We start from the raw sequence: 22,084 nt of genomic DNA, 5'->3' as shown, positions 1-22,084 counted from the left end.
GCGGACAGGATCAACGAGAAGTCATTTTGGAAGAAGTTTTTGAGGGATCTCGGATAGTGGATAACGAAAACCTTGAGACGCGCGTCGCGCATCTTGAAGGGCAGCTTTATCGGTTGTTAGTTGCCCTCTGCTGCGCGCTCAGCACCATTCTCGTGCTCATCTTCTACAACAGGCACCCGTACTTCAGCGAACAGGACCTCGGCGCCTTGGTAACGCGAGTAGTCGGCACTGCTGCATCAGCTTTCGTGGTGGGATGGCCGATCGTTAGATGGGTTGTCGGCAAGAAGTCCGAATAGACTTTGTGGCGCTTGCGAATTCACGCCGAGGGTGGAGATGCGAATGAAGACCTTCTCCTTATTTCGGAGAAGGATCTGCAACGGGTGTGTAGACGCGTCTGATACGGGTTTTGCAAGAGACGAACGTCCATCATCTTGAAAACACTGGCGATCCCGGCAGGACTCGAACCTGCAACCAGCGGAGTAGAAACCTTTTGGATGCTGAGTCTAATCAACGGCTTAGCCCGACGGTGTTCGTTTGGTGTTGCTTCGACGCTCAAGGATAGAAAATAGCTAGCCCAGAACAGACCGCAGACGCGGCCGCCGCTATGGCTGCGTACGCACTCCAAGATGATTGCTTCTTGAGAGTTTCGTGTAAGTCGATCCGCTGCCCCTTCTTGTCGAGTGAAATCAGATAACCACCTATGAGAGCGCCAACCCCGGCCGTGTCCGCAGGGGCAGGCACAGTTACCGTGGCTGACTTCAGCCAAAGAAGCGCGGCGAGAACGGCCAAGCCCGCTGTCAAGCCCGGCCAGAAATGTGGAATCATTGCTTAGCTCCCAAGAAGGCGTGCCTGTAATGTCTCGGCAGCCCTTTGGTCGGCCTCAGCATCAGCAAACAGGTGCCCGTATCCATCGAACGTTACCTCGATCGAGCTGTGCCCCATCAGGCGCTGGATTTGCTTCGGGTTGTACCCGTTCTCTATCCACAGAGAGGCGCAGGCGTGTCGCAACGAGTGCATGCCGTACGTTCCTGCCACAACCGTCTCGGGTGCGCCAGAGGCGTCCAGAACGGGCTTGCCGGCTTGAGCCACCACCGGGCGAACCTCCGCAATGCCGGCCGCGATCAGGATAGGCTCAAGACCGCGTTCGATCAGGTTTGAATGGCTTTCGACCCTGCCTAGAAAGGCGAGATCCAGAGCCATAACGGGCTCGCCGTTCGCATCCTTCTTGCCGGTGTCGCGCTTGGCCCTATGCCTCCACCGAGCTGGAAGACGAGTGCGAAGACGAGGGCGCTCAGTGCGAGGATGAGGGCAGCGAGCACGACGGCCGCGAGCCCGACGTGGACGATGAACCTAGCCTGTGCGGCGTGACGGTCACGCCCGGAGACGGCGGCCGAGACCTGGAGGCGGACTTGGGGTCGCTTGATCGGCAGATCGATCAGCGGCGAGCCCTGTCCGCGCCGTCCATTTGGTGTGCGACGGACGGCGAATGCGCCTGATCCAGCTTCTAGTCTCGCGGGCCCGAATCAGGCTCGCATGCTGGGCGATCAAGGGCAGCCTGTTGCTCGTCAAGCTCTACGGTGCGTTGATGCCGGAGGAGCATCGATGAAACGGAAGGCCCGCTAGCGTGAGCTGCCGGGCCTTTGCTTAAGAAGCCGCTGGCGGGCTCAGTAATAGCGATAATATCGACGCCGGGGGCCGCGATCGTAGTAGTCGTCGCCGTAGTACCCCTGTCGGCCTTGCTGAAACTGCGGGGGGACCGTTCCGTTTGGGTAGCATTGCCCATCTCGGATATCGACGTCGCTGCCGTGGCCGCAGGGCACCGGATATCTACGATAGCCGTAGCCGCCCCCGCGATAATAGTACTGCCGCGCAGCCTGTTCCTGAGGAGGAAGGTACCCGTTCGGATAGCACATGCCGTCACGGGCGCTCACGTCCCAGCCGTGGCCGCACGGTGGAGGGTGTCTGGGCACGCCATACTGGACCTGCTGCATGGGGGGCTGAAAGTCCATGCTCGGCAAAGCCTGACCCGTGAGTAGCGCGGCGGCAAGCCCAATAACAATCATCTGACAACCTCCATAAGGCGCAGCGTGCTTCAGCGGGTATGAACCCCTCGTGAACGGCAGGGTAGGCTGGCGGGCCTTTCGAGATCGCGAATTGCGGTGGCTTGCCACTCTCGAAATCCGGCTTGACCTCAGCTCCGCGGTTGCCGCACCCCTGACACCCGAAGCGCGGCTCGATGTCGGATAGCCGCATCTCGTCGGGCCAGCGAACGGCCCTCAGCGCGACGTGGTGGCCGCAATGGCAGTAGACCAGGACGCCGCGCTGGCCCATCTTGCGCATCTCTCCGAACGTGGATCTTGAGCGGCCGGCCATCGGCATGCGTAGGTGTATGGCGTCGAGCAGGGCGAGGCATGCCGCTATCAAAGCGTCAGCGAAAGTACCTCGCAAATTATCGATCCGTAGCGACCTGTCGCGGATGTGCTGGCTACTCGATTCCGGGATCGTGCTGCTGCGCCTTGATGACGATGGCCAAGAGGCCGAGCACGACAGCCGCGATCAGCAGCAGGAATCCACCGATGATCCCGAGGCAAACCACGACATGCCTCCGGTGAACATAGCGCGCAACACGGTGTTGCCACCGTGTTGCGTGGAGCAGTTTGTAATGCGGGGTAACGCATTGAATTCACTGCTACGGGATTGCAGCGCCGCGCAACACGAAATTGCCTTCGGAACGAAGCCGATACTGCGCCAAGTGGTTGATTTCGAAGTTGAAACACTGGCGATCCCGGCAGGACTCGAACCTGCAACCCGCGGAGTAGAAATCCGCTACTCTATCCAGTTGAGCTACGGGACCGTGTTGGGCCGGGCCGGTTTGGGCGGCTGGCCGTTCATCTAGCATGCCAATATGAAAAATTGGGTGTTTCGCCAAGCCTGAACCGAACCGTTTTCCTCATTGCCGCGACAAAGCGGAACGGTGGGGTGTCAGGGTGCCGGGTTGAGCGGCAGCGGACTGGACGATGGATCACATCGCCGGGAACGCTGAACAGCTTCCGGGACACGGCCGCCGGACGATTGGCTAGGTGTTGCTGCGCCATCAGGACGGCGTGCGCGGCGGTATCTGGACCGGTCTCCTCTGGGCCTGCCTTTGTCATGGCGAATGCGACGTTTTGCAGCTCTGGTTCCATCGCCTTGAGTCCGTCACCTTTCCACGCATTTCATGCGACAAGCGGCGTTCGTCCGCGATTTCCGGGAGTCCATCCATGATCGGTCTTGTTCGCGCCGTCACAATCTGCGCCGCGCTGGCGCTCGGCCTCAACGCGGCGCAGGCCGCCGACAAGGCCTTCAAACGCGACGATCTCGCCGATTCCGCGATCAAGCTGGAGGCGCAGATCAAGAGCGAGGCGGGGTCGGTCGCCAAGACCAACGCGACGCTGCGCACGGATGCCGACGCCGCCTTCAAGCGCAACGATTACCGTACCGGCCTGTCGGTGCTCGGCCAGATTGCGGCCACCACGCCTGAGGATGCCGGCAACTGGCTGCGGCTCGCCAAGGTGATCTTCCAGATCTGGCCGAAGAACTCGAGCGAGCAGACCTTCCTGCTGGAGCGCGCCTCGACCGCGGCCTACATCGCTTACATGCGCGCCGGCAATCCGGGCGAGGAGGCGGACGCGCTCGCCGTGCTCGGCAAGTCGCTGGCCGAACGCAAGCTGTGGCGGCCGGCGCTGGATTCGCTGCGGCTGTCGCTCGACCTGCGCGAGGTCGCCGACGTCCGCGGGCAATATGAGAAGCTGCGCGACGAGCACGGCTTCCGGCTGCTCGACTACACCGTGGACTCGGATTCGGCGAGCCCGCGCGCCTGCTTCCAGTTCTCGGAGGAGCTCGCCAAGCGCACCGACTTCGCGCCGTTCCTGGCCCTCGCAGGGCAGGACAAGCCGGCGCTGTCGGCGGAGGGCAAGCAGCTCTGCGTCGACGGGCTGAGGCATGGCGAACGCTACAACATCAACTTGCGCGCCGGCCTGCCGTCGACAGTGAAGGAGGGGCTGCCGAAATCGGCCGAGTTCAATATCTATGTGCGCGACCGCAAGCCGTTCGTGCGCTTCACCAGCCGCGCCTATGTGCTGCCCAGGACCGGCCAGCGCGGCATTCCCGTGGTCAGCGTCAACACGCCCGCGGTCAACATCAACGTCTTCCGGATCGGCGACCGCAATTTGATCAACACGGTGGTCGACAGCGATTTCCAGAAGACGCTCACCAAATATCAGCTGAGTGATCTCGGCGATGAGCGCGGCGTCAAGGTCTGGTCGGGCGAGCTTTCGACCGCGATGACGCTGAACCAGGACGTCACCACGGCATTCCCGGTCGACCAGGCGCTCGGCGAGCTCCAGCCCGGGGTCTACGTGATGACCGCGGCGGCCAAGGGCCCGGGCTCGGACGACGAGTACCAGCTGGCCACGCAATGGTTCATCGTCTCTGACCTCGGTGTCAGTGCCTATTCGGGCAATGACGGCATCCACGTCTTCGTCAACTCGCTGGCGTCGACCGATCCGGTCGGCAAGGTCGAGGTCCGGCTGGTCGCCCGCAACAACGAGATCCTGGCGACGCGGAAGACCGATGACAGCGGCCACGTGTTGTTCGAGGCAGGCCTTGCGCGCGGCGAGGGCGGCCTGTCACCGGCGATGCTCACGGTCACGGGCGAGAAGGCGGACTATGCCTTCCTGAGCCTGAAGACGTCGGCCTTCGACCTCTCCGACCGCGGCGTTGCGGGGCGCGCCGTGCCCGCCGGCGCCGATGCCTTCGTCTATGCCGAGCGCGGCGTCTACCGCTCCAGCGAGACCGTCTTCCTCACTGCGCTCTTGCGCGACGGGCAGGGCAATGCCGTGACCGGCGGGCCGATGACGCTGGTGGTCGAGCGCCCCGACGGCGTCGAATACCGCCGTGCTGTGCTGTCCGACCAGGGCGCCGGCGGCCGCACGCTGTCCGTGCCGCTCAACTCGGCCGTTCCGACCGGCACCTGGCGCGTGCGCGCCTTCACCGATCCGAAGGGCGCGTCGGTCGGCGAAACCACCTTCATGGTCGAGGATTACGTTCCTGATCGGATCGAATTCGATTTGTCTGCCAAGGACAAGCTGATCAAAGCTAACGCTCCAGTGGAGCTTAAGGCGGACGGTCATTTCCTTTATGGCGCGCCGGCCTCGGGCCTTGCGCTCGAAGGCGACATGCTGGTCGCGCCTGCGGCCGGACGCCCGGGCTTTGCCGGCTATCAGTTCGGCGTCGCCGACGAGGAGACCACCTCGAACGAGCGCACGCCGCTCGAGAACCTTCCCGAGGCCGATGCCAATGGCGTTGCGACCTTCCCGGTGACGCTGGACAAGCAGCCGGCGTCGACGCGTCCGCAGGAGGCGCAGATCTTCGTGCGCATGGTCGAGACCGGCGGCCGCGCCGTCGAGCGCAAGATCGTGCTGCCGGTCGCGCCCACTGCTGCGCAGATCGGCATCAAGCCGCTGTTCGGCGACAAGAACGTCGCCGAGGGCGACAAGGCCGAGTTCGACGTCGTGTTCGTCTCGCCCGAGGGCCAGACCCTTCGCCGCGATGGCCTGCGCTACGAGCTCCTGAAGATGGAGTCGCGCTACCAGTGGTATCGCCAGAACAATTACTGGGAGTACGAGCCGGTCAAGTCGACCTCGCGCGTCGCCGACGGTGACGTCACCATTGCAGCCGACAAGCCGTCGCGCATCTCGCTCAGCCCGCAGCCCGGCCGTTATCGGCTGGACGTGAAGTCCAACGATGCCGACGGCCCGGTGACCTCGGTGCAGTTCGACGTCGGCTGGTACTCCGACGGCAGCGCCGACACGCCGGACCTGCTGGAAACCTCGATCGACAAGCCGCAATACGCCTCCGGCGACACCATGACGGTGTCGGTCAATGTCCGCAGCGCCGGCAAGCTCACCATCAATGTGCTCGGTGACCGCCTGCTGACGACGCAGACCGTCGACGTCAAGGAAGGCACCGCCCAGGTCAAGCTCCCGGTCGGCAAGGACTGGGGCACCGGCGCCTATGTGGTGGCGACGCTGCGCCGTCCGCTCGATGCGGCGGCCCAGCGCATGCCGGGCCGGGCGATCGGCCTGAAATGGTTCGGCATCGACAAGCAGACCCGCACGCTTGCCGTGAAGCTGACGCCGCCGGCGCTGATCCGCCCCAATGCGATGCTGAAGATCCCGGTCAGGCTCGACGGGCTCAATCCGGGCGAGGACGCCAAGGTGGTGATTGCCGCGGTCGATGTCGGCATCCTCAACCTCACCAATTACAAGCCGCCGGCGCCGGATGACTACTATCTCGGCCAGCGCCGCCTGAGCGCGGAGATCCGCGATCTCTACGGGCAGCTCATCGACGGCATGTCGGGCACGCGCGGCCAGATCAAGTCCGGCGGCGACGCCGGTGCCGCGGAGCTGCAGGGCTCGCCGCCCGCGCAGAAGCCGCTGGCGCTCTATTCGGGCATCGTCACGGTCGCCGCTGACGGCACCGCCGAGGTGAGCTTCGATATTCCGGAGTTCGCCGGCACCGCGCGCGTCATGGCGGTGGCGTGGACCGCCACAAAACTCGGCCGCGCCAATACCGATGTCGTGATCCGCGACCCCGTGGTGCTGACCACGACGCTGCCGCGCTTCCTGCTCAACGGCGACCACGGCACGGTCAACCTCGAGATCGACAATGTCGAGGGCCAGGCCGGCGACTACGTCATCAACGTCAAGACCGGCGGCCCGGTGAAGATGACCGGCAATCCCGCAACCACCGTGAAGCTCGCCGCCAAGCAGCGCAACGCGTTCACGCTCGCGCTCGATGCGACCGCGGCGGGGCAGGCGACGCTCGACGTCGACATCAAGGGGCCGAATGGCCTTGCGCTCGCGCGGCACTACGCGTTCGACGTCAAGGCGGCAACGCAGGTGCTGGCACGGCGCTCGATCCGGACACTGGCGAAGGGCGAGAGCCTGACGCTGACCTCGGACATGTTCTCCGATCTCGTGCCTGGCACCGGCAGCGTCTCGGTCTCGGCCAGCCTGTCGACCGCGCTCGACGCGGCGACGATCCTGAAGGCGCTCGACCGCTATCCCTATGGCTGCTCGGAGCAGATCACGAGCCGTGCCATGCCGCTGCTCTATGTCAACGAGCTCGCGGCCGGCGCGCATCTCGCCATGGATACCGAGGTCGACCAGCGCATCCGCGATGCGATCGAGCGTCTCCTGGCCCGCCAGGGCTCGAACGGTTCGTTCGGCCTGTGGTCGGCGGGCGGCGACGATGCCTGGCTCGATGCGTACGTGACGGACTTCCTCACCCGGGCCCGTGAAAAGGGCTTTGCGGTGCCGGATGTGCTGTTCAAGAACGCGCTCGATCGCATCCGCAACTCGGTCGTCAACGGCAACGAGCCGGAGAAGGACGGTGGCCGCGATCTCGCCTACGGCCTCTACGTGCTTGCCCGCAACGGCGCAGCTCCCATCGGCGATCTCCGCTATCTCGCGGACACCAAGCTGAACAACCTCGCGACCCCGATCGCGAAGTCGCAGCTTGCCGCGGCGCTGGCGCTGGTCGGCGACCGCAATCGCGCCGAACGCGTCTATGGCGCGGCGCTCGACAGTCTCGCCCCGAAGCCGGTGCTGGAGTTCGGCCGCACCGACTATGGCTCGCAGCTGCGCGATGCCGCAGCGCTGGTGTCGCTTGCGAGCGAAGGTAATGCGCCGAAGGCGACGCTGACGCAGGCGGTGTCCCGGGTCGAGACCGCCCGCGGTCTGACGCCTTACACCTCCACGCAGGAGAATGCGTGGCTGGTGCTGGCGGCGCGGGCGCTGGCCAGGGAGAACCTGTCGATCGAGGTCGACGGCCAGCCGGTCAAGACCGCGCTCTACCGCAGCTACAAGGCGGACACGGTGAGCGGCAAGCCGCTGAAGATCACCAACACCGGCGATGCGCCGGTGCAGGCGGTGGTCTCGGTGTCGGGCTCGCCGGTGACGCCGGAGCCGGCGGCATCGAACGGCTTCAAGATCGAGCGCAGCTACTACACGCTCGACGGCAAGCCCGCCGACATCAGCAAGGTCAAGCAGAACCAGCGCTTTGCGGTGGTGCTGAAGATCACCGAGGCCAAGCCCGAATACGGCCACATCATGGTGTCCGACTATCTGCCGGCGGGCCTGGAGATCGACAATCCGAAGCTGGTCTCGTCGGGCGACAGCGGCACGCTGGACTGGATCGAGGACGGCGAGGAGCCTGAAGACACCGAGTTCCGCGACGACCGCTTCACCGCGGCCGTCGACCGGGCCTCGGATTCCAAGTCGGTCTTCACCGTCGCCTATGTCGTCCGCGCGGTCTCGCCGGGTAAATACGTGCTGCCGCAGGCCTATGTCGAGGACATGTACAATCCCTCGCGTTATGGCCGGACGGGCACGGGAACTGTCGAGGTGCGGGCTGCGAAGTGAGTGGTGGCGCGATGAGCGAAGGCGATAACGGCTCTCGTCATTCCGGGGCGGTGCGCAGCACCGAACTACGGCGCGCAATTGCGCGCCTGAGAATCTCGAGGTTCCGGGTCTGGTCCTTCGGACCATCCCGGAACGACGGCAGTGGAGTGCGGGGAAGAGGCTATCGCCTCCTCTCCGCAGTCGCCTTCTCGTTCATCCTCGCCATCACCGGCTTCGTCGCCTGGGTCTACTCTCTCGGTCCGCTCCCGCTCGATGAAGCGCGGCAGGTCTCCACTACCATCGTCGATCGCAACGGCAAGCTGCTGCGTGCCTATGCGATGGCGGACGGGCGCTGGCGGCTGCCGGTCGATGCCAAGACCAATGTCGATCCGACCTATCTGAAACTGCTGTTCGCCTATGAAGACCAGCGCTTCCACGCGCACAACGGTCTCGACCCGCTCGCACTTGGCCGCGCCGCCTTGCAGCTTGGAACGCGTGGCCACATCGTCTCCGGCGGCTCGACCATCACCATGCAGCTGGCGCGGCTGATGGAGCCGCGGCGGCAGCGCTCGCTCTACGCAAAACTGCGGCAGATCGTGCGTGCCATCGAGATCGAGCGCAGCATGAGCAAGGAGCAGATCCTCGATCTCTATCTGGCTCTCGCGCCCTATGGTGGCAATCTCGAAGGCATCCGCGCAGCCTCGATCGCCTATCTCGGCAAGGAGCCGAAGCGGCTGTCGCTGGCGGAAGCCGCATTGCTGGTCGCGCTGCCGCAATCGCCGGAGACGCGCCGGCTCGACCGCTATCCCGAGGCGGCGCGCAAGGCGCGCGATCGCGTGCTCGATCGCATGGTCGAGGAGCATGTGGTCAGCGCCGACGACGCGGCGCAAGCCAAGTCCGTGCCGGTACCGACACTGCGCAAGCCGATGCCGATCCTGGCGCCGCACGCCTCCGACACCGCGCTGTCGACCGTGAAAGACAACCCGGTCATCAAGCTGACGCTGGATGCGACCTTGCAGAAGGTGCTGGAGCCCTTAGCGCGCGACCGCGCCATCGCGCTCGGGCCCAACATCTCGGTCGGCATCATCGTGGTCGACAACGAGAGCGGCGACGTGCTCGCGCGCGTCGGCTCGGCGGATTATTTCGACGAGACCCGGGCAGGGCAGGTCGACATGACCCGCGCCATCCGCTCGCCGGGCTCGACGCTGAAGCCCTTCATCTACGGGCTCGCCTTCGAGGACGGCTTTGTCCATCCCGACAGCCTGATCGACGACCGGCCGGTCCGCTTCGGCTCCTACGCGCCGGAAAATTTCGACATGACCTTCCAGGGCACGGTGCCCGTGAGGAAGGCGCTGCAATTATCGCTGAACGTTCCCGCCATCGTGCTGCTCGACCGCGTCGGATCGAGTCGACTGGCCTCGCGGCTGCGGCAGGCCGGTGGCAATCTCATCTTGCCGAAAGACGAGGCGCCGGGCCTTGCCATGGGCCTCGGCGGCGTCGGCGTGACGCTGCAGGATCTCGCGCAGCTCTATGCCGGCTTCGCCCGGCTCGGAACCACCAAGCCGCTGCGCGAGATCGTCACCACCAAGGACGATCGCGAGCCGATGCGGCTGCTGGATCAGGTCGCCGCCTGGCAGGTCGGCAACGTCCTGCTCGGCACGCCGCCGCCGGAGAACGCGGCCCACAACCGGATCGCCTTCAAGACCGGCACCTCCTACGGCTATCGCGATGCCTGGTCGGTCGGCTTCGACGGCCGCATGACCATTGGCGTCTGGGTCGGCCGGCCCGACGGTGCGCCGGTTCCCGGCCTGGTTGGCCGCGTGGCTGCTGCTCCGATCCTGTTCGACGCCTTCGCCCGGAGCGGCAAGACGCTGACCCCGCTGCCCAAGCCGCCCAAGGGAACCCTGGTCGCCAGCAACGCGAAGTTGCCGTTGCCGCTCAAACGGTTCCGCCCGGTCGGGGAGCTCGTGCGGACCGGGGGCGAGCAGGCGCTGCACATCCAGTTCCCGCTGAACGGCTCGCGGATCGACGTCGATCGCTCGGGGGGGCCCGAGAGCGCCGCCATGCCCGTCAAGGTCGCCGGTGGCGTTCTGCCCATGACCGTGATGGTTAATGGAACCTCACTCGGCGAGATCGACGGCCGACGCCAGCGCCTGATCGATCCGCCCGGCCCGGGCTTTGCACGGCTCACCGTGATCGATGCCACGGGCGCCGCGGACACAGTTGTCATTCGAATTCAGTGACCCTGCCTTAAGCGGTTGTGGCGATGGCGGTTTCAGCGTAAGCGGAACCAATGGCCGAGACCTACCCAAGCCCCCGTTTTGGAGCGCCCCGTGAGCCGAAATCGCCCGTGAATCCGGGTAGCCGGCTCGTGACCATGCTCGATATCGCCACGGCCAGCCACGCCCGCGCGGTCGCTTTCCTGCTGCTGTGCGCACTGCTGCTGTTCCTGCCGGGCTTCTTCACCATCCCGCCCGTCGATCGCGACGAGGCGCGGTTCGCGCAGGCGACCAAGCAGATGGTCGAGAGCGGCGACTATGTCGACATCCGCTTCCAGGAGGACGTCCGCTACAAGAAGCCGGTCGGCATCTACTGGTTGCAATCGGCCGCGGTTGAAGCCGCATCTGCACTCAGGCTGCCGAAGGCCGAATTGCGCATCTGGGTCTACCGGCTGCCGTCGCTAATAGGTGCGATCGGCGCGGTGCTGATGACCTATTGGGCCGCGCTCGGCTTCGTCACGCGGCGCGCCGCGGTGCTCGCGGCGCTGCTGCTGTGCGCCTCCGTGCTGCTCGGCGTCGAGGCGCGGCTCGCCAAGACCGACGCGATGCTGCTGTTCTGCGTCACCGCCGCGATGGGCGCGATGGCGCGGGCCTACCTGTCGTGGCAGCGCGCCGAGGACGAGACCCGTCCGCCCTGGAGCTGGCCCGCGATCTTCTGGACCGCGCTCGCGGTCGGCATCCTGATCAAGGGCCCGCTGATCCTGATGTTCGCTGGGCTCACCATCGTCGCGCTCGCGATCCTGGACCGCGATGCCTCCTGGCTGTGGAAGCTGCGCCCGGTCTGGGGCCTGATGTGGATGCTGGTGCTGGTGCTGCCCTGGTTCGTCGCGATCTTCTGGCGCGCGGGCGAGACCTTCTTCGCCGATTCCGTCGGCGGCGACATGCTCAGCAAGTTAGGGGCGCAGGAATCCCATGGCGCACCGCCCGGGATGTACCTGGCGCTGTTCTGGATCACCTTCTGGCCGGGAGCGCCGCTGGCGGCGATGGCGGCACCCGCGGTTTGGCGAGCCCGGCGCGAGCCCGGCGCGCAATTCCTGCTGGCCTGGCTGATCCCGTCCTGGATCGTGTTCGAGGCGGTGCTGACCAAGCTGCCGCACTACGTGCTGCCGCTGTATCCGGCGATCGCGATCCTCACCGTCGGCGCGCTGGAGCGGCGCGTGCTGTCGCGGTCCTGGCTGATGCGCGGCTCGGCCTGGTGGTTCGCGATTCCGGCGGCGGCCTCGATCATCGCGGTGGTCGGCGCGGTCATGCTGACCCGGCAGCCGGCCTTCGTGGCCTGGCCGTTCATCGCGGCCTCGCTGATCTTCGGCCTGTTCGCCTGGTGGCTCTACGACAACAACCGTGCCGAACGCTCGGTGCTCAACGCGCTGGTTGCGGCCCTGATGCTTGCGGTCGTGGTCTACGGCATCGTGCTGCCGTCGCTGACCCCGTTGTTCCCGAGTATCGAGATCGCGCGCGCGCTTCGCAACGTCAGCTGCGTCGGGCCCAAGGCGGCCGCTGCCGGCTACCACGAGCCGAGCCTGGTGTTCCTGACCGGCACGCAGACGCTGCTCACCGACGGCTCGGGCGCGGCGGACTTCCTGCGGCAGGGCAGCTGCCGCTTCGCGCTGATCGAGCAACGCTCGGAGCGCAGCTTCGTGCAGCGCGCCGAGGCGATCGGGCTGCGCTACAAGGTCGGCGCGCGCATCGACGGCTACAATTTCTCGCAAGGGCGCGCGATCTCGATCTCGATCTTCCGTTCGGAAGGCACCGAATAGGATGTCGGCCCCGACCCATAGCGCGCCGCGCCCGGGCTATCCCGCGCAGTTGCTCACCGTGACGGGGCATGCGCTGGGGCAGCTCGTGCGCTCGCCGTCGCATTCGCGCCGCGCCGAGGCCGCACGTAAGCTGGCGCGACATTCGCTCTGGCTCAGCGCTGTGGGCGCGGCCGCGGTCATCGCGCTGATGCTGGCGTTCGACCTGACCGAGATCCAGTTGATGCCGGCGCGCGGCACGCCAAGCCTGTGGCCGATCCGCATCCTCACCGATTTCGGCAAGGATGAGTATGTGCTCTCGGTGCTGGGCGTCGCGCTGGTGATCGTGGCACTGATCGCCGCGGGACTTCACGGCACTCGACGCACGTTGTTGCTGGGCTTGGGCACGCGGCTGCAATTCCTGTTTCTGTCTGTTGCCTTGTCCGTGTTCGTCGGCGAGATCCTGAAATTTCTCATCGGTCGCGGGCGTCCGTTCGTCGGCGGCAACGCCGATCCGTTCAACTTCATCCCGTTCGAGGGCTCGGGAGCCTATGCCAGCCTGCCGTCGGGCCACGCGATCACAGCGTTCGCACTGGCGTTTGCGGTCTCGGCGTTGTGGCCGCGGCTGCGGGTGTTCATGTTCACTTACGCAATCGTGATCCTGCTGACGCGTCTGGTGCTGCTCGCGCATCACCCCAGCGACGTCACCGCCGGGGCCCTGGTCGGCATCGTCGGTGCCATGACCATCCGCTACTGGTTTGCGGCGCGCCGGCTCGCGTTTGCCATCCGTGCCGACGGCACCATCGTGCCGCTTCCGGGGCCGGTCACAGCGCGCCTCAAAAGGGTTGCCCGCGGAGCGTCCGCCCCATAAAAGCGGCTGCCTGCCGGGGTCGCCGGTTCCCCGAGGGGCCGGCCAATTCCAACCACGAGTCTCGATTTGTCGACGTCCCAGCCATCGGTTTCCATCGTCGTTCCCGTGCGCAACGAAGCCGACAACGTCGCGCCCCTGATCGAGGAGATCACGACGGCGCTCGACGGCCGCTGGGATTACGAGATCATCTACGTCAATGACGGTTCGACGGACACGACCGGCGAGCGGCTCAAGGCCATCATGGCGGAGCGGAGCAATCTGCGTCAGCTCCGCCACGCCAGATCAGGCGGCCAGTCGGCTGCGGTGCGCAGCGGCGTGCGCGCCGCGCGCGGGGGGATCGTGGCAACCCTCGACGGCGACGGGCAGAACAATCCAGCCTTCCTGCCGGACCTGATCGCTGCGGTGGAGAAAGGGGCGGGGCGGGTCGGCCTCGCCGCGGGACAGCGCGTCGGGCGCAAGGACACCGGCTTCAAGAAATTCCAGTCGCGCGTGGCCAACAAGGTCCGCAATGCGATCCTTCAGGACGGCACGCGCGACACCGGCTGCGGGCTGAAGGCGTTCCGCCGCGACGTGTTCCTGATGATGCCCTATTTCGATGGGCTACATCGCTTTCTGCCGGCGCTGGTCCGCCGCGAGGGCTACGACATCGCCTATGTCGACGTGATCGACCGGCCGCGCCGTTCCGGCGTGTCCAATTATGGCTTCTTCGACCGGCTATGGATCGGCATCATGGACCTCGCCGGCGTGTGGTGGCTGATCCGCCGCAAGAAGACGACACCAGATGTGACCGAGGTGAACGCATGATCATTCAATACGGTCAGGCGCTGAGCAACTATCTCTACGACGTCTTCGTCGCCAAGTTCGACTTCTGGCTCGCATTCGGCCTGGTCGCACAGCTGTTCTTCACCGCGCGCTTCCTGGTGCAGTGGATCGCGAGCGAGCGCGCCGGCAACAGCGTGGTGCCGATGGCGTTCTGGTTCTGCTCGATGGGCGGCGGGCTGATGACGCTGGTCTATGGCGTCGTCAAGCGCGAGCCGGTGATCATCCTCGGACAGGCGCTCGCGACCATCATCTATGTCCGCAACATCATGCTGATCGTCAAGAACCGCGGCCGCGCCTCGAAGACACTGGAGCGCTGACCAGGGACCGAGGGCGGCAGGGCATCCAGACTTCCCGATTGGCATGCGCAAGTCACCGATAGTTCTGTTCGTATCGGTTGTTCTGATCGGCCTGGTCTTGCTCGGGCTCGGCCTTGTCGAACTCGGCGGCACCATCGCATTTCTCGCGAGGGCCGAGCAGACCGATGCGCGTTTCGCCGGCGCCGTCGCGCGCAGCGGTGGAAATCATGGCGGGACCTTTCTCTATCCGACGTTTCGATTCACGACGCGCGAGGGGCGCGTAGTGACGTTCACGTCCTCATCTGGATCAACCGGGCAGCCCTATGCGGAGGGCGAGCGGGTCAGGATCGCCTACGATCCCGGGCGGCCCAAGGATGCGCGGCTGCTGTCGTTCCTGACATTGTGGATCGTGCCTAGCCTGCTCTGCGGCGCCGGCCTGCTCCTTGTGGGAGGCGCTGTTCTCGTTCGCGCCGCCCTAGCGCGGCAGCGCCGAGGCCGCGCCTGAGGCGGGCAGGGCGGCCGTCTCCGCCTCGTGCCTGCGATAGGGCTCGCCGGCGGCATCCAGCACGGGATAGGCGACCGAGCAGATATGCGAGTGGATGCGGCGCAGGTCGCGCAGCACGTCGAGATGCAGCGAGGTGGTCTCGATGGTCTCGGGCCGGCCCTCGCGCAGGCGGTCGAGATGGCGCTCGACGGCGGCAAGCTCGGTGTTCTTCAGCGTGGTCTTCTCCACCAGCAGCTTGCGCGCCTCGTTGGCATCGCCCGACATGAACACGCCGAAGGCGATCCGCAACGATTCCATGGTGCGCTTGTGGAAGGCGGCGAGCTCCTCGGCGCCCTCGGCCGAGAACTGGAAGCGGCGCTTGATCTTCTTGGTCGCAAGCTCGCTCAGGCTCTTGTCGATGATGTCGCCGATATGCTCGAGGTTGATGGCGAAGGAGACGATTTCCATCGCGCGCCGTCCCTCGCTCTCGTCGAGGCTGCCGCGCATCAGCTTGGTCACGTAGAGCTTGATGGCCTCGTCGAGACCGTCGACGGCATTGTCCATCTTCGAGACCTGGTCGACCAGCCCGCGGTCGCCCGTCATCATCGCGGTCATCACCTTGCGCAGCATGATTTCGACGAGATCACCCATCCGCAGCACCTCGCGGGCGGCGTCGGCCAGCGCCAGCGACGGCGTCTCCAGCGCGCTCTCGTCGAGATAGCGCGGCCGGGCCGGGTCGGTCTCCTGCACGCGATCGGGGAGAAGGCGGGTCAACAGACGCGACATGGTGTCGAGCAGTCCGATGAAGATGATGGCGGTGCCGGCGTTGAAGGCGATGTGGAAGACCGCCGTCATCTTCGCGAGATCCGGCTGCCAGGCATGCATGTGCGCAGCGATCACGCCCAGGAACGGCAGCACGAGCGCGATCCCGATCACGCGGTTGACGAGATTGCCGACCGGCAGGCGATAGCTCGCGGGATCGTCGCGCCTGGCGCCTTCGAACACGGGATTGATGGCGCTGCCGAGATTGGCGCCCAGCACCAGCGCCAGCGCCGCCTCGGGCGAGATGAACTGCGAATAGGCCAGCGACATGATCAAGAGCACGCTGGCGACGCTCGAATGCACCGCCCAGGTGACGAGCGCGGCGATGACGATGCACAGCACGGGATCGCCCGTGAACGCCGACATCACGACGCGCATGCCGGGTGCGTTCTCCGCCGGGGCCAGCGTGTCGAGCAGGATGTGCAGCGACAGCAGCATCAGGCCGAGGCCGATGCAGACGCGGCCGATGTCCTTGATCCGGGAGCGCGGTCCCGAGCGGAAGGCGACGAGGCCGAGCACGAACAGGACGGGCGCGACGGCGGCGATGTTGAACGACAGCACCTGCACGATCAGCGTCGTGCCGACATTGGCCCCCAGCATGATGGCGAGCGCGGCTGCGAGGCTGACGAGGCCCTCGGCCGCGAACGAAGAGGTGATCAGGGCAGTCGCCGTGCTGCTCTGGAGCAGCGCGGTGAGCGAGAGCCCGGCGGCGAACGCGCTGATGCGGTTGCCGAGCGCCTTGCCGAGCAGCCGCCGCAGGTCGGGACCGAACGCGCGCAGGATTCCGCTGTGGACCATGTGCAGGCCCCACAGCAACAGCGCAACGCCGCCCATCAGATCGAGCAGAACCAACGTTCCCATTCTCCGTGTCCGGATTGGAGTCGATTGGTGAGGCTAGCGCCAAATGCTTGAGGATCAAACCATTTGTTGGCGCGTCGGCGTTAACGTTTGCGCCGGTTGCTCGTTCCCGCGGCGCGATGCCTTGTGAGCAGGCTCACATTGCCGCCTTGAGGGCAGCGAAGCCGCGATCGAGATCGGCCTTGAGGTCGTCGACGCTCTCGAGGCCGATGTGGAGTCGCAGCGTCGGCCCGCCGGGCGCCCACTTGGTCGCGGTGCGATAGTCGCTGCAGTCGAAGGGAATCGCGAGGCTCTCGAAGCCGCCCCAGGAAAAGCCCATGCCGAACAGCTTGAGCGTGTTGAGCATGGTGTCGACCGCCTGCTGCGGCGCCGGCTTCAAGACGATGCTGAACAGGCCCGAGGCGCCGGTGAAGTCGCGCTTCCAGATCGCGTGGCCGGGATCGGTCTCCAATCCGGGATGCAGCACGCGCGCAACCTCGGGACGCCCCGCCAGCCAGCGCGCCATGTCGAGCCCGGAGCGATGGTGCTGCGCGAGCCGCACCGACAACGTGCGCAGGCCGCGCAGCGCCAGGAAGACGTCGTCGGGGCCAGCGCAGACGCCGAGCAGGCGGATGCCTTCGGACACCATCGGCCAGGCCTTGGCATTGGCCGAGATGGTGCCGAACATGATGTCGGAGTGACCGCCGATATATTTGGTGGCGGCCTGCATGCTGATGTCGACACCCTGCTCGAGCGAGCGGTGATAGAGCGGCGTCGCCCAGGTGTTGTCGTCGATGACGAGCGCGCCCTTCGCATGCGCGACCTCGGCGATGGCGCGGATGTCGGGCATTTCGAACGACTGCGAGCCCGGCGCCTCCACCAGCACCGCGCGGGTGTTGGGCTTGAACAGCTTGTCGATGCCGGCGCCGATCAGCGGATCGAAATAGGCGGTCTCGACGCCATAGCGGGTCAGCATGCCGTTGCAGAAATTGCGCGAGGGCCGATAGACGTTGTCGACGACCAGAATGTGGTCGCCGGCCTTCAGCACCGAGAGCAGGGTGGTGGAGATCGCCGCGAGCCCCGACGGCACGATGCCGACGCCGGCGCATTGCGGCCCCTCCAGCGCCATCAGCGTGTCCTGGAACGCCCTGGTCGTCGGGGTGCCGTGGCGGCCATAGGTGAACTCGCCGCGATGGGCGTGCAGGTCCTCGGCGGTCGGATAGAGCACGGTCGAGCCGTGGAACACCGGCGGATTGACGAACCCCTTCTGCGCCTTGGTGTCGCGGCCGGAGGTGACCAGCCGGGTCTCGGCCTGCTGCTGGGAGGGGTGCGAGGAATCCATGCGCCTGCTTTCAAAACCGCGTTTCCGCCGGGGCGCCTTGCGCCGTGGGGGCCGGCCGAAAGGCCGCTGTCGTTAATAACAGAACACAGAAGAGTCCCGTCAACCCCTTGACCCGGCTCGCCAGTCGTTCTGTGATGCGCAGGTGCTATTCAGTCGCCGCATGTTGAGGGGCCTGCCGCGACCTTCGATCCATCGTCTGACCGAACCTGGCGCCACGGCCATCATGGCGGGCGCCTGCGGCGGGGATTAAGGTATGGCCTCCCGGGATCGGCGAGTGTTCGGCAAGGTTTCCCAGCATGACTCTTGCAAGGCTATCCCTGGCAGAGACGATCCTGAGACAACATTCCTGACCTTGAGACGACTTTGAAAGGCCTTCAGCCCATGAAACGCGTAACCCTGGCTCTCACTCTCGCTCTCGCCGCCGGCCTGTCTGCCCAGGCCGCCGATGCGCAAACGCTCAAGACCATCAAGGACCGGGGCACGCTGTCCTGCGGCGTCAGCCAGGGCCTGCCGGGTTTCTCCTCGCCCGACGACAAGGGCAACTGGACCGGCCTCGACGTCGACCTCTGCCGCGCGATCGCGGCCGCCATCTTCAACGACCCGACCAAGGTCAAGTACGTGCCGACCTCGGCCAAGGACCGCTTCACCGCGCTGCAATCCGGCGAAATCGACGTTCTCTCGCGCAACACCACCTGGACCATCTCGCGCGACACCTCGCTCGGCGCCAACTTCACCGGCGTGACCTATTATGACGGGCAGGGCTTCATGGTGAAGAAGTCGCTGAAGGTGAATTCGGCGCTCGAGCTCAACAGCGCTTCCGTCTGCGTGCAGACCGGCACCACGACCGAGCAGAATCTGGCCGACTACTTCAAGGCCAACAACATGAAGTACGAGGTGATCGCGTTCGGCACCAACGACGAAACCGTCAAGGCCTATGAAGCCGGCCGCTGCGACGTCTTCACCACCGACCAGTCGGGCCTCTACGCCAATCGCCTCAAGCTCGCCAATCCCAACGACCACATGGTGCTCCCCGAGATCATTTCGAAGGAGCCGCTCGGCCCGATGGTGCGCCACGGCGACGACCAGTGGTTCGACATCGTGAAATGGACGCTGTTCGCGCTCGTCACCGCCGAAGAGCTCGGCATCACCTCCAAGAACGTCGACGAGAAGGCGAAGCTGGAGAGCCCGGAGCTGAAGCGCGTGCTCGGCAGCGACGGTAATTTCGGCGAACAGCTCGGCCTGACCAAGGACTGGGTGGTGCGGATCGTGAAGGCGACCGGCAATTACGGCGAGGTGTTCGATCGCAACGTCGGCGCCGGCTCGCCGCTCGCCATCAATCGCGGCCTCAACAATCTCTGGAACAAGGGCGGTCTCCAATACGCACCGCCGATCCGCTGATCCTGCTTGATCCGCGGCACGCGGCGATGAGCACCGAGGCTCGAAAACCGCCGGCCCAGATCGCGCTGAAGATCAGGCGCATTCTGGGCGGCAAGGCAGGCTGGAACGGCGTCGCCGTCCAGTTTGCCTTCGCCGCGATCCTGGGCTGGATCGGCTACGAGATCGTCTCCAATGCGCGCGCCAATCTCGAGAACCAGCATATCGCCGCCGGCTTCGGCTTCCTCAGGAACAATGCCGGCTTCGACGTCAACCAGACGCTGATCTCCTATACCGGCTCGGACACGTTCCTGCGCGTGTTCGTGGTCGGGCTTCTCAACACGCTCGTCGTCTCGGTGGTCGGTATCTTCTTCGCCACCGTGATCGGCTTCATCATCGCGCTGTGCCGACTGTCGCCCAACTGGCTGCTGTCGCGCGTCGGCGAGATCTATGTCGAGATCATCCGCAACCTGCCGCTGCTGTTCCAGATCCTGTTCTGGTACCTGGCGGTGCTCGCGGCCCTGCCCAATCCGCGGCAGAGCATTTCGCTGCTGGGCATCGCCTTCATCAGCAATCGCGGCCTCGTCATTCCCCGTCCGATCGGCGAGAGCGGGTTCGAGCCGTTCCTGGCGATGCTGGCCCTCGGCATCGTCGTCTCGCTGGGATTGCGCTTCTACGCCAGGCGCGCGCTGTTTGAGCGGGGGCAGGTGATCCGCATCTGGCCCTCTGTGCTGGCCTTGCTGCTCGGACTTCCGCTGGCCACGATGCTGGTCTTCGGTCTGCCCTTCACCTTCGAGCTGCCGCAGCTCAAGGGGTTCAATTTCGCCGGCGGCTCGCGGATCATCCCGGAATTCGTGGCGCTGACGGTGGCTCTGTCGACCTATACCGCCGCCTTCATCGCCGAGATCGTACGCGCCGGCATCCTGTCGGTCCACAAGGGACAGATGGAGGCGGGGTCTTCGCTCGGCCTCAGCCGCGGTGCCACGCTCCGGCTGATTGTCGTGCCGCAGGCCATGCGCGTTATCGTGCCGCCGCTGACCAACCAGTATCTCAACCTCACCAAGAACTCCTCGCTGGCGGTCGCGATCGGCTATCCTGACCTCGTCTCGGTGTTCGCCGGCACCTCGCTGAGCCAGACCGGGCAGGCGATCGAGATCATTGCGATGACGATGGGCGTCTATCTCCTGATCTCCCTCATCACCAGCGCCGTCATGAGCGTCTACGGTTGGCGCGTCAGCCGGAGCCTTGGCGCATGACCGATATCGCCTCATCCTCCTTCGTCCGGCACGATCTGGTGAACGAGCGTCCCGCGCCGGTGAAGACGACGGGCTTCATCGGCTGGGCGCGGACCCGCCTGTTCAACTCGCCGACCAACATCCTGCTCACGATCCTGGGCGCCTTGCTGCTCTGGTTCACCATCGTTCCCAGCGTCAAGTTCCTGATGGTCGATGCGGTCTGGAGCGGCAAGGACCGCACGGCCTGCCTCACCGAGAACGTCGGTTTCGCGGTGGGCGCCTGCTGGCCCTACATCCAGGCCAAGCTGCCGCAACTGATCTACGGCTTCTATCCCGAGGCCGAGCGCTGGCGGGTCAACCTCACATTCGTCCTGGCGGCGGTCCTGCTGGTGCCGCTGCTCGTTCCGCGCCTGCCGGCGAAGGGCCTCAGCGCCGGCCTGTTCTTCTTCGCGTTTCCGGTCGTCGCATTCTTCCTGCTGCGTGGCGGCGGCATCACCGGCTTCGGCCTGAGCTGGACGGCCGGCGTGCTGCAATTGTTCGACGAGAGCATCATCGGCGCCGGCCAGGTGCTGCTCAATCTCAGCAAGACCTCGGCCATCGCACCCCTGTTGTGGGTCGTCGGCAACCTGATCGTGCTGATTGGCACCGCGATCCACTGGCTGATCTTTCCGTTGACCTGGCTGCGCGACCAGATCCAGGCCTCGGGGCAGGCGGTCTGGACCGATTTCGCCGTCACCACGGTCGTCGTTTCTCTGATCGCCTTCTTTCTCGCAGGCGGCCTGCGGACTGGCTGGCGCGCTCTGGCGTCGAGCTTCGCAACTTTCGTCGCCATCGCGATCGTCATCAAGCTGATGGGGCTCGACCACGGCGGACTGCCGATCGTGTTGACCAATCTGTGGGGCGGGCTGCTGGTGACGCTGGTGGTCTCCGTCACCGGCATCGTCACATCGCTGCCGATCGGCATTGCGCTCGCGCTCGGCCGCCGTTCGACCATTCCGCTGATCCGGATCTTCTCGATCGCCTTCATCGAGTTCTGGCGCGGCGTGCCGCTGATCACCGTGCTGTTCTTCGCCACCTACATGCTGCCGCTGTTCCTGCCCGGCAATTTCACCGTCGACGGCCTTGTCCGCGCGCTGATCGGCATCGCGCTGTTCACCGGCGCGTATCAGGCCGAGAACGTCCGCGGCGGGCTTGCCGCGATCCCGCGCGGGCAGGGCGAGGCCGCAGCGGCGCTGGGACTGTCCTGGTGGAAGACGACCTCGTTGATCGTTCTGCCGCAGGCGCTGCGCCATGTCATTCCGAACCTCGTCAACAGCTTCATCTCGCTGTTCAAGGACACCTCGCTGGTCTCGATCGTGGCACTGTTCGACCTCCTGGGCTCGCTACGCGCCTCGTTCTCTGACCCGAAATGGTCGACGCCATCGACCGCGTTCACCGGCTTTGCCTTTGCCGGGATCATCTATTTCATCTTCTGCTTTGGAATGTCGCGCTACTCGCTGTTCGTCGAGCACCGCCTCAACGCCCACCGCCGCAACTGATCGAGGC

14 protein-coding genes and 1 tRNA gene are annotated in these 22,084 nt (G+C 65.5%); 11 read left to right on the top strand and 4 right to left on the bottom strand.

What is annotated here, in order from left to right:
* Positions 1-56: 56 nt before the first annotated feature.
* On the top strand, positions 57-296 hold the full coding sequence (locus XH79_RS18830) for a hypothetical protein (RefSeq protein ID WP_212336672.1): 240 nt from the start codon (positions 57-59) through the stop codon (positions 294-296).
* A gap of 532 nt (positions 297-828) precedes the next feature.
* On the opposite strand, the gene XH79_RS18825 is transcribed toward XH79_RS18830, so the two are convergent.
* Together XH79_RS18825 and XH79_RS18815 are read right to left on the bottom strand one after the other, a co-directional pair.
* On the bottom strand, positions 829-1,200 hold the full coding sequence (locus XH79_RS18825) for a tyrosine-type recombinase/integrase (RefSeq protein ID WP_271582573.1): 372 nt from the start codon (positions 1,198-1,200) through the stop codon (positions 829-831).
* A gap of 1,577 nt (positions 1,201-2,777) precedes the next feature.
* Positions 2,778-2,854: transfer RNA gene (locus XH79_RS18815), tRNA-Arg, on the bottom strand.
* A 406-nt stretch (positions 2,855-3,260) separates the two neighbouring features.
* Between XH79_RS18815 and XH79_RS18810 the strand changes: the two genes are divergently transcribed.
* The 7 genes from XH79_RS18810 to XH79_RS18780 all read left to right on the top strand — a co-directional run bounded on the left by XH79_RS18810 (position 3,261) and on the right by XH79_RS18780 (position 14,950).
* The gene (locus XH79_RS18810; RefSeq protein ID WP_271582572.1) at positions 3,261-8,465 is read left to right on the top strand and encodes an alpha-2-macroglobulin family protein; all 5,205 of its coding nucleotides are present in this window, start codon (positions 3,261-3,263) and stop codon (positions 8,463-8,465) included.
* Positions 8,466-8,476: 11 nt separating this feature from the next.
* Complete coding sequence (gene pbpC, locus XH79_RS18805) at positions 8,477-10,687, top strand: penicillin-binding protein 1C (RefSeq protein WP_271582571.1); 2,211 nt, start codon at positions 8,477-8,479, stop codon at positions 10,685-10,687.
* 50 nt (positions 10,688-10,737) lie between these two features.
* Positions 10,738-12,480 (top strand): ArnT family glycosyltransferase, encoded by a 1,743-nt coding sequence (locus XH79_RS18800; RefSeq protein WP_212336668.1) that lies wholly within the window; start codon positions 10,738-10,740, stop codon positions 12,478-12,480.
* A gap of 1 nt (position 12,481) precedes the next feature.
* Complete coding sequence (locus tag XH79_RS18795; RefSeq protein ID WP_271582570.1) at positions 12,482-13,327, top strand: phosphatase PAP2 family protein; 846 nt, start codon at positions 12,482-12,484, stop codon at positions 13,325-13,327.
* Positions 13,328-13,393: 66 nt separating this feature from the next.
* Positions 13,394-14,131, top strand: coding sequence for a glycosyltransferase family 2 protein (locus XH79_RS18790; protein ID WP_271582569.1), 738 nt, complete (start codon positions 13,394-13,396; stop codon positions 14,129-14,131).
* The gene (locus tag XH79_RS18785; protein WP_130367048.1) at positions 14,128-14,466 is read left to right on the top strand and encodes a lipid-A-disaccharide synthase N-terminal domain-containing protein; all 339 of its coding nucleotides are present in this window, start codon (positions 14,128-14,130) and stop codon (positions 14,464-14,466) included. Before XH79_RS18790 ends, XH79_RS18785 begins: the two co-directional genes overlap by 4 nt.
* A 43-nt stretch (positions 14,467-14,509) precedes the next feature.
* Positions 14,510-14,950 (top strand): DUF3592 domain-containing protein, encoded by a 441-nt coding sequence (locus XH79_RS18780; RefSeq protein WP_271582568.1) that lies wholly within the window; start codon positions 14,510-14,512, stop codon positions 14,948-14,950.
* On the opposite strand, the gene XH79_RS18775 is transcribed toward XH79_RS18780, so the two are convergent.
* Positions 14,921-16,612 (bottom strand): Na/Pi cotransporter family protein, encoded by a 1,692-nt coding sequence (locus XH79_RS18775; protein WP_271582567.1) that lies wholly within the window; start codon positions 16,610-16,612, stop codon positions 14,921-14,923. The genes XH79_RS18780 and XH79_RS18775 overlap by 30 nt on opposite strands.
* A gap of 133 nt (positions 16,613-16,745) precedes the next feature.
* Complete coding sequence (gene metC / locus XH79_RS18770) at positions 16,746-17,930, bottom strand: cystathionine beta-lyase (protein WP_212336658.1); 1,185 nt, start codon at positions 17,928-17,930, stop codon at positions 16,746-16,748.
* Between the two features lie 381 nt (positions 17,931-18,311).
* On the opposite strand from metC, the gene XH79_RS18765 reads away from it, so the two are divergent.
* Genes XH79_RS18765 through XH79_RS18755 form a run of 3 tightly spaced genes read left to right on the top strand, consistent with a single transcriptional unit; the run spans position 18,312 to position 22,077 of the window.
* Entirely contained in the window at positions 18,312-19,328 is a 1,017-nt protein-coding gene (locus XH79_RS18765; protein WP_212336656.1) for an amino acid ABC transporter substrate-binding protein, read from the top strand.
* A gap of 26 nt (positions 19,329-19,354) precedes the next feature.
* Positions 19,355-20,560, top strand: a complete 1,206-nt coding sequence (locus XH79_RS18760) for an amino acid ABC transporter permease (RefSeq protein ID WP_212336654.1) — start codon at positions 19,355-19,357, stop codon at positions 20,558-20,560.
* On the top strand, positions 20,557-22,077 hold the full coding sequence (locus tag XH79_RS18755) for an amino acid ABC transporter permease (protein WP_212336652.1): 1,521 nt from the start codon (positions 20,557-20,559) through the stop codon (positions 22,075-22,077). Before XH79_RS18760 ends, XH79_RS18755 begins: the two co-directional genes overlap by 4 nt.
* Positions 22,078-22,084: the final 7 nt, after the last annotated feature.

The organism is Bradyrhizobium sp. CCBAU 45389 (genome assembly GCF_028128625.1).
Classification (GTDB): domain Bacteria; phylum Pseudomonadota; class Alphaproteobacteria; order Rhizobiales; family Xanthobacteraceae; genus Bradyrhizobium; species Bradyrhizobium liaoningense_B.
The sequence above is the reverse complement of the archived record's forward strand: the minus strand, read 5'-3'. Positions and strand labels throughout refer to the sequence as shown.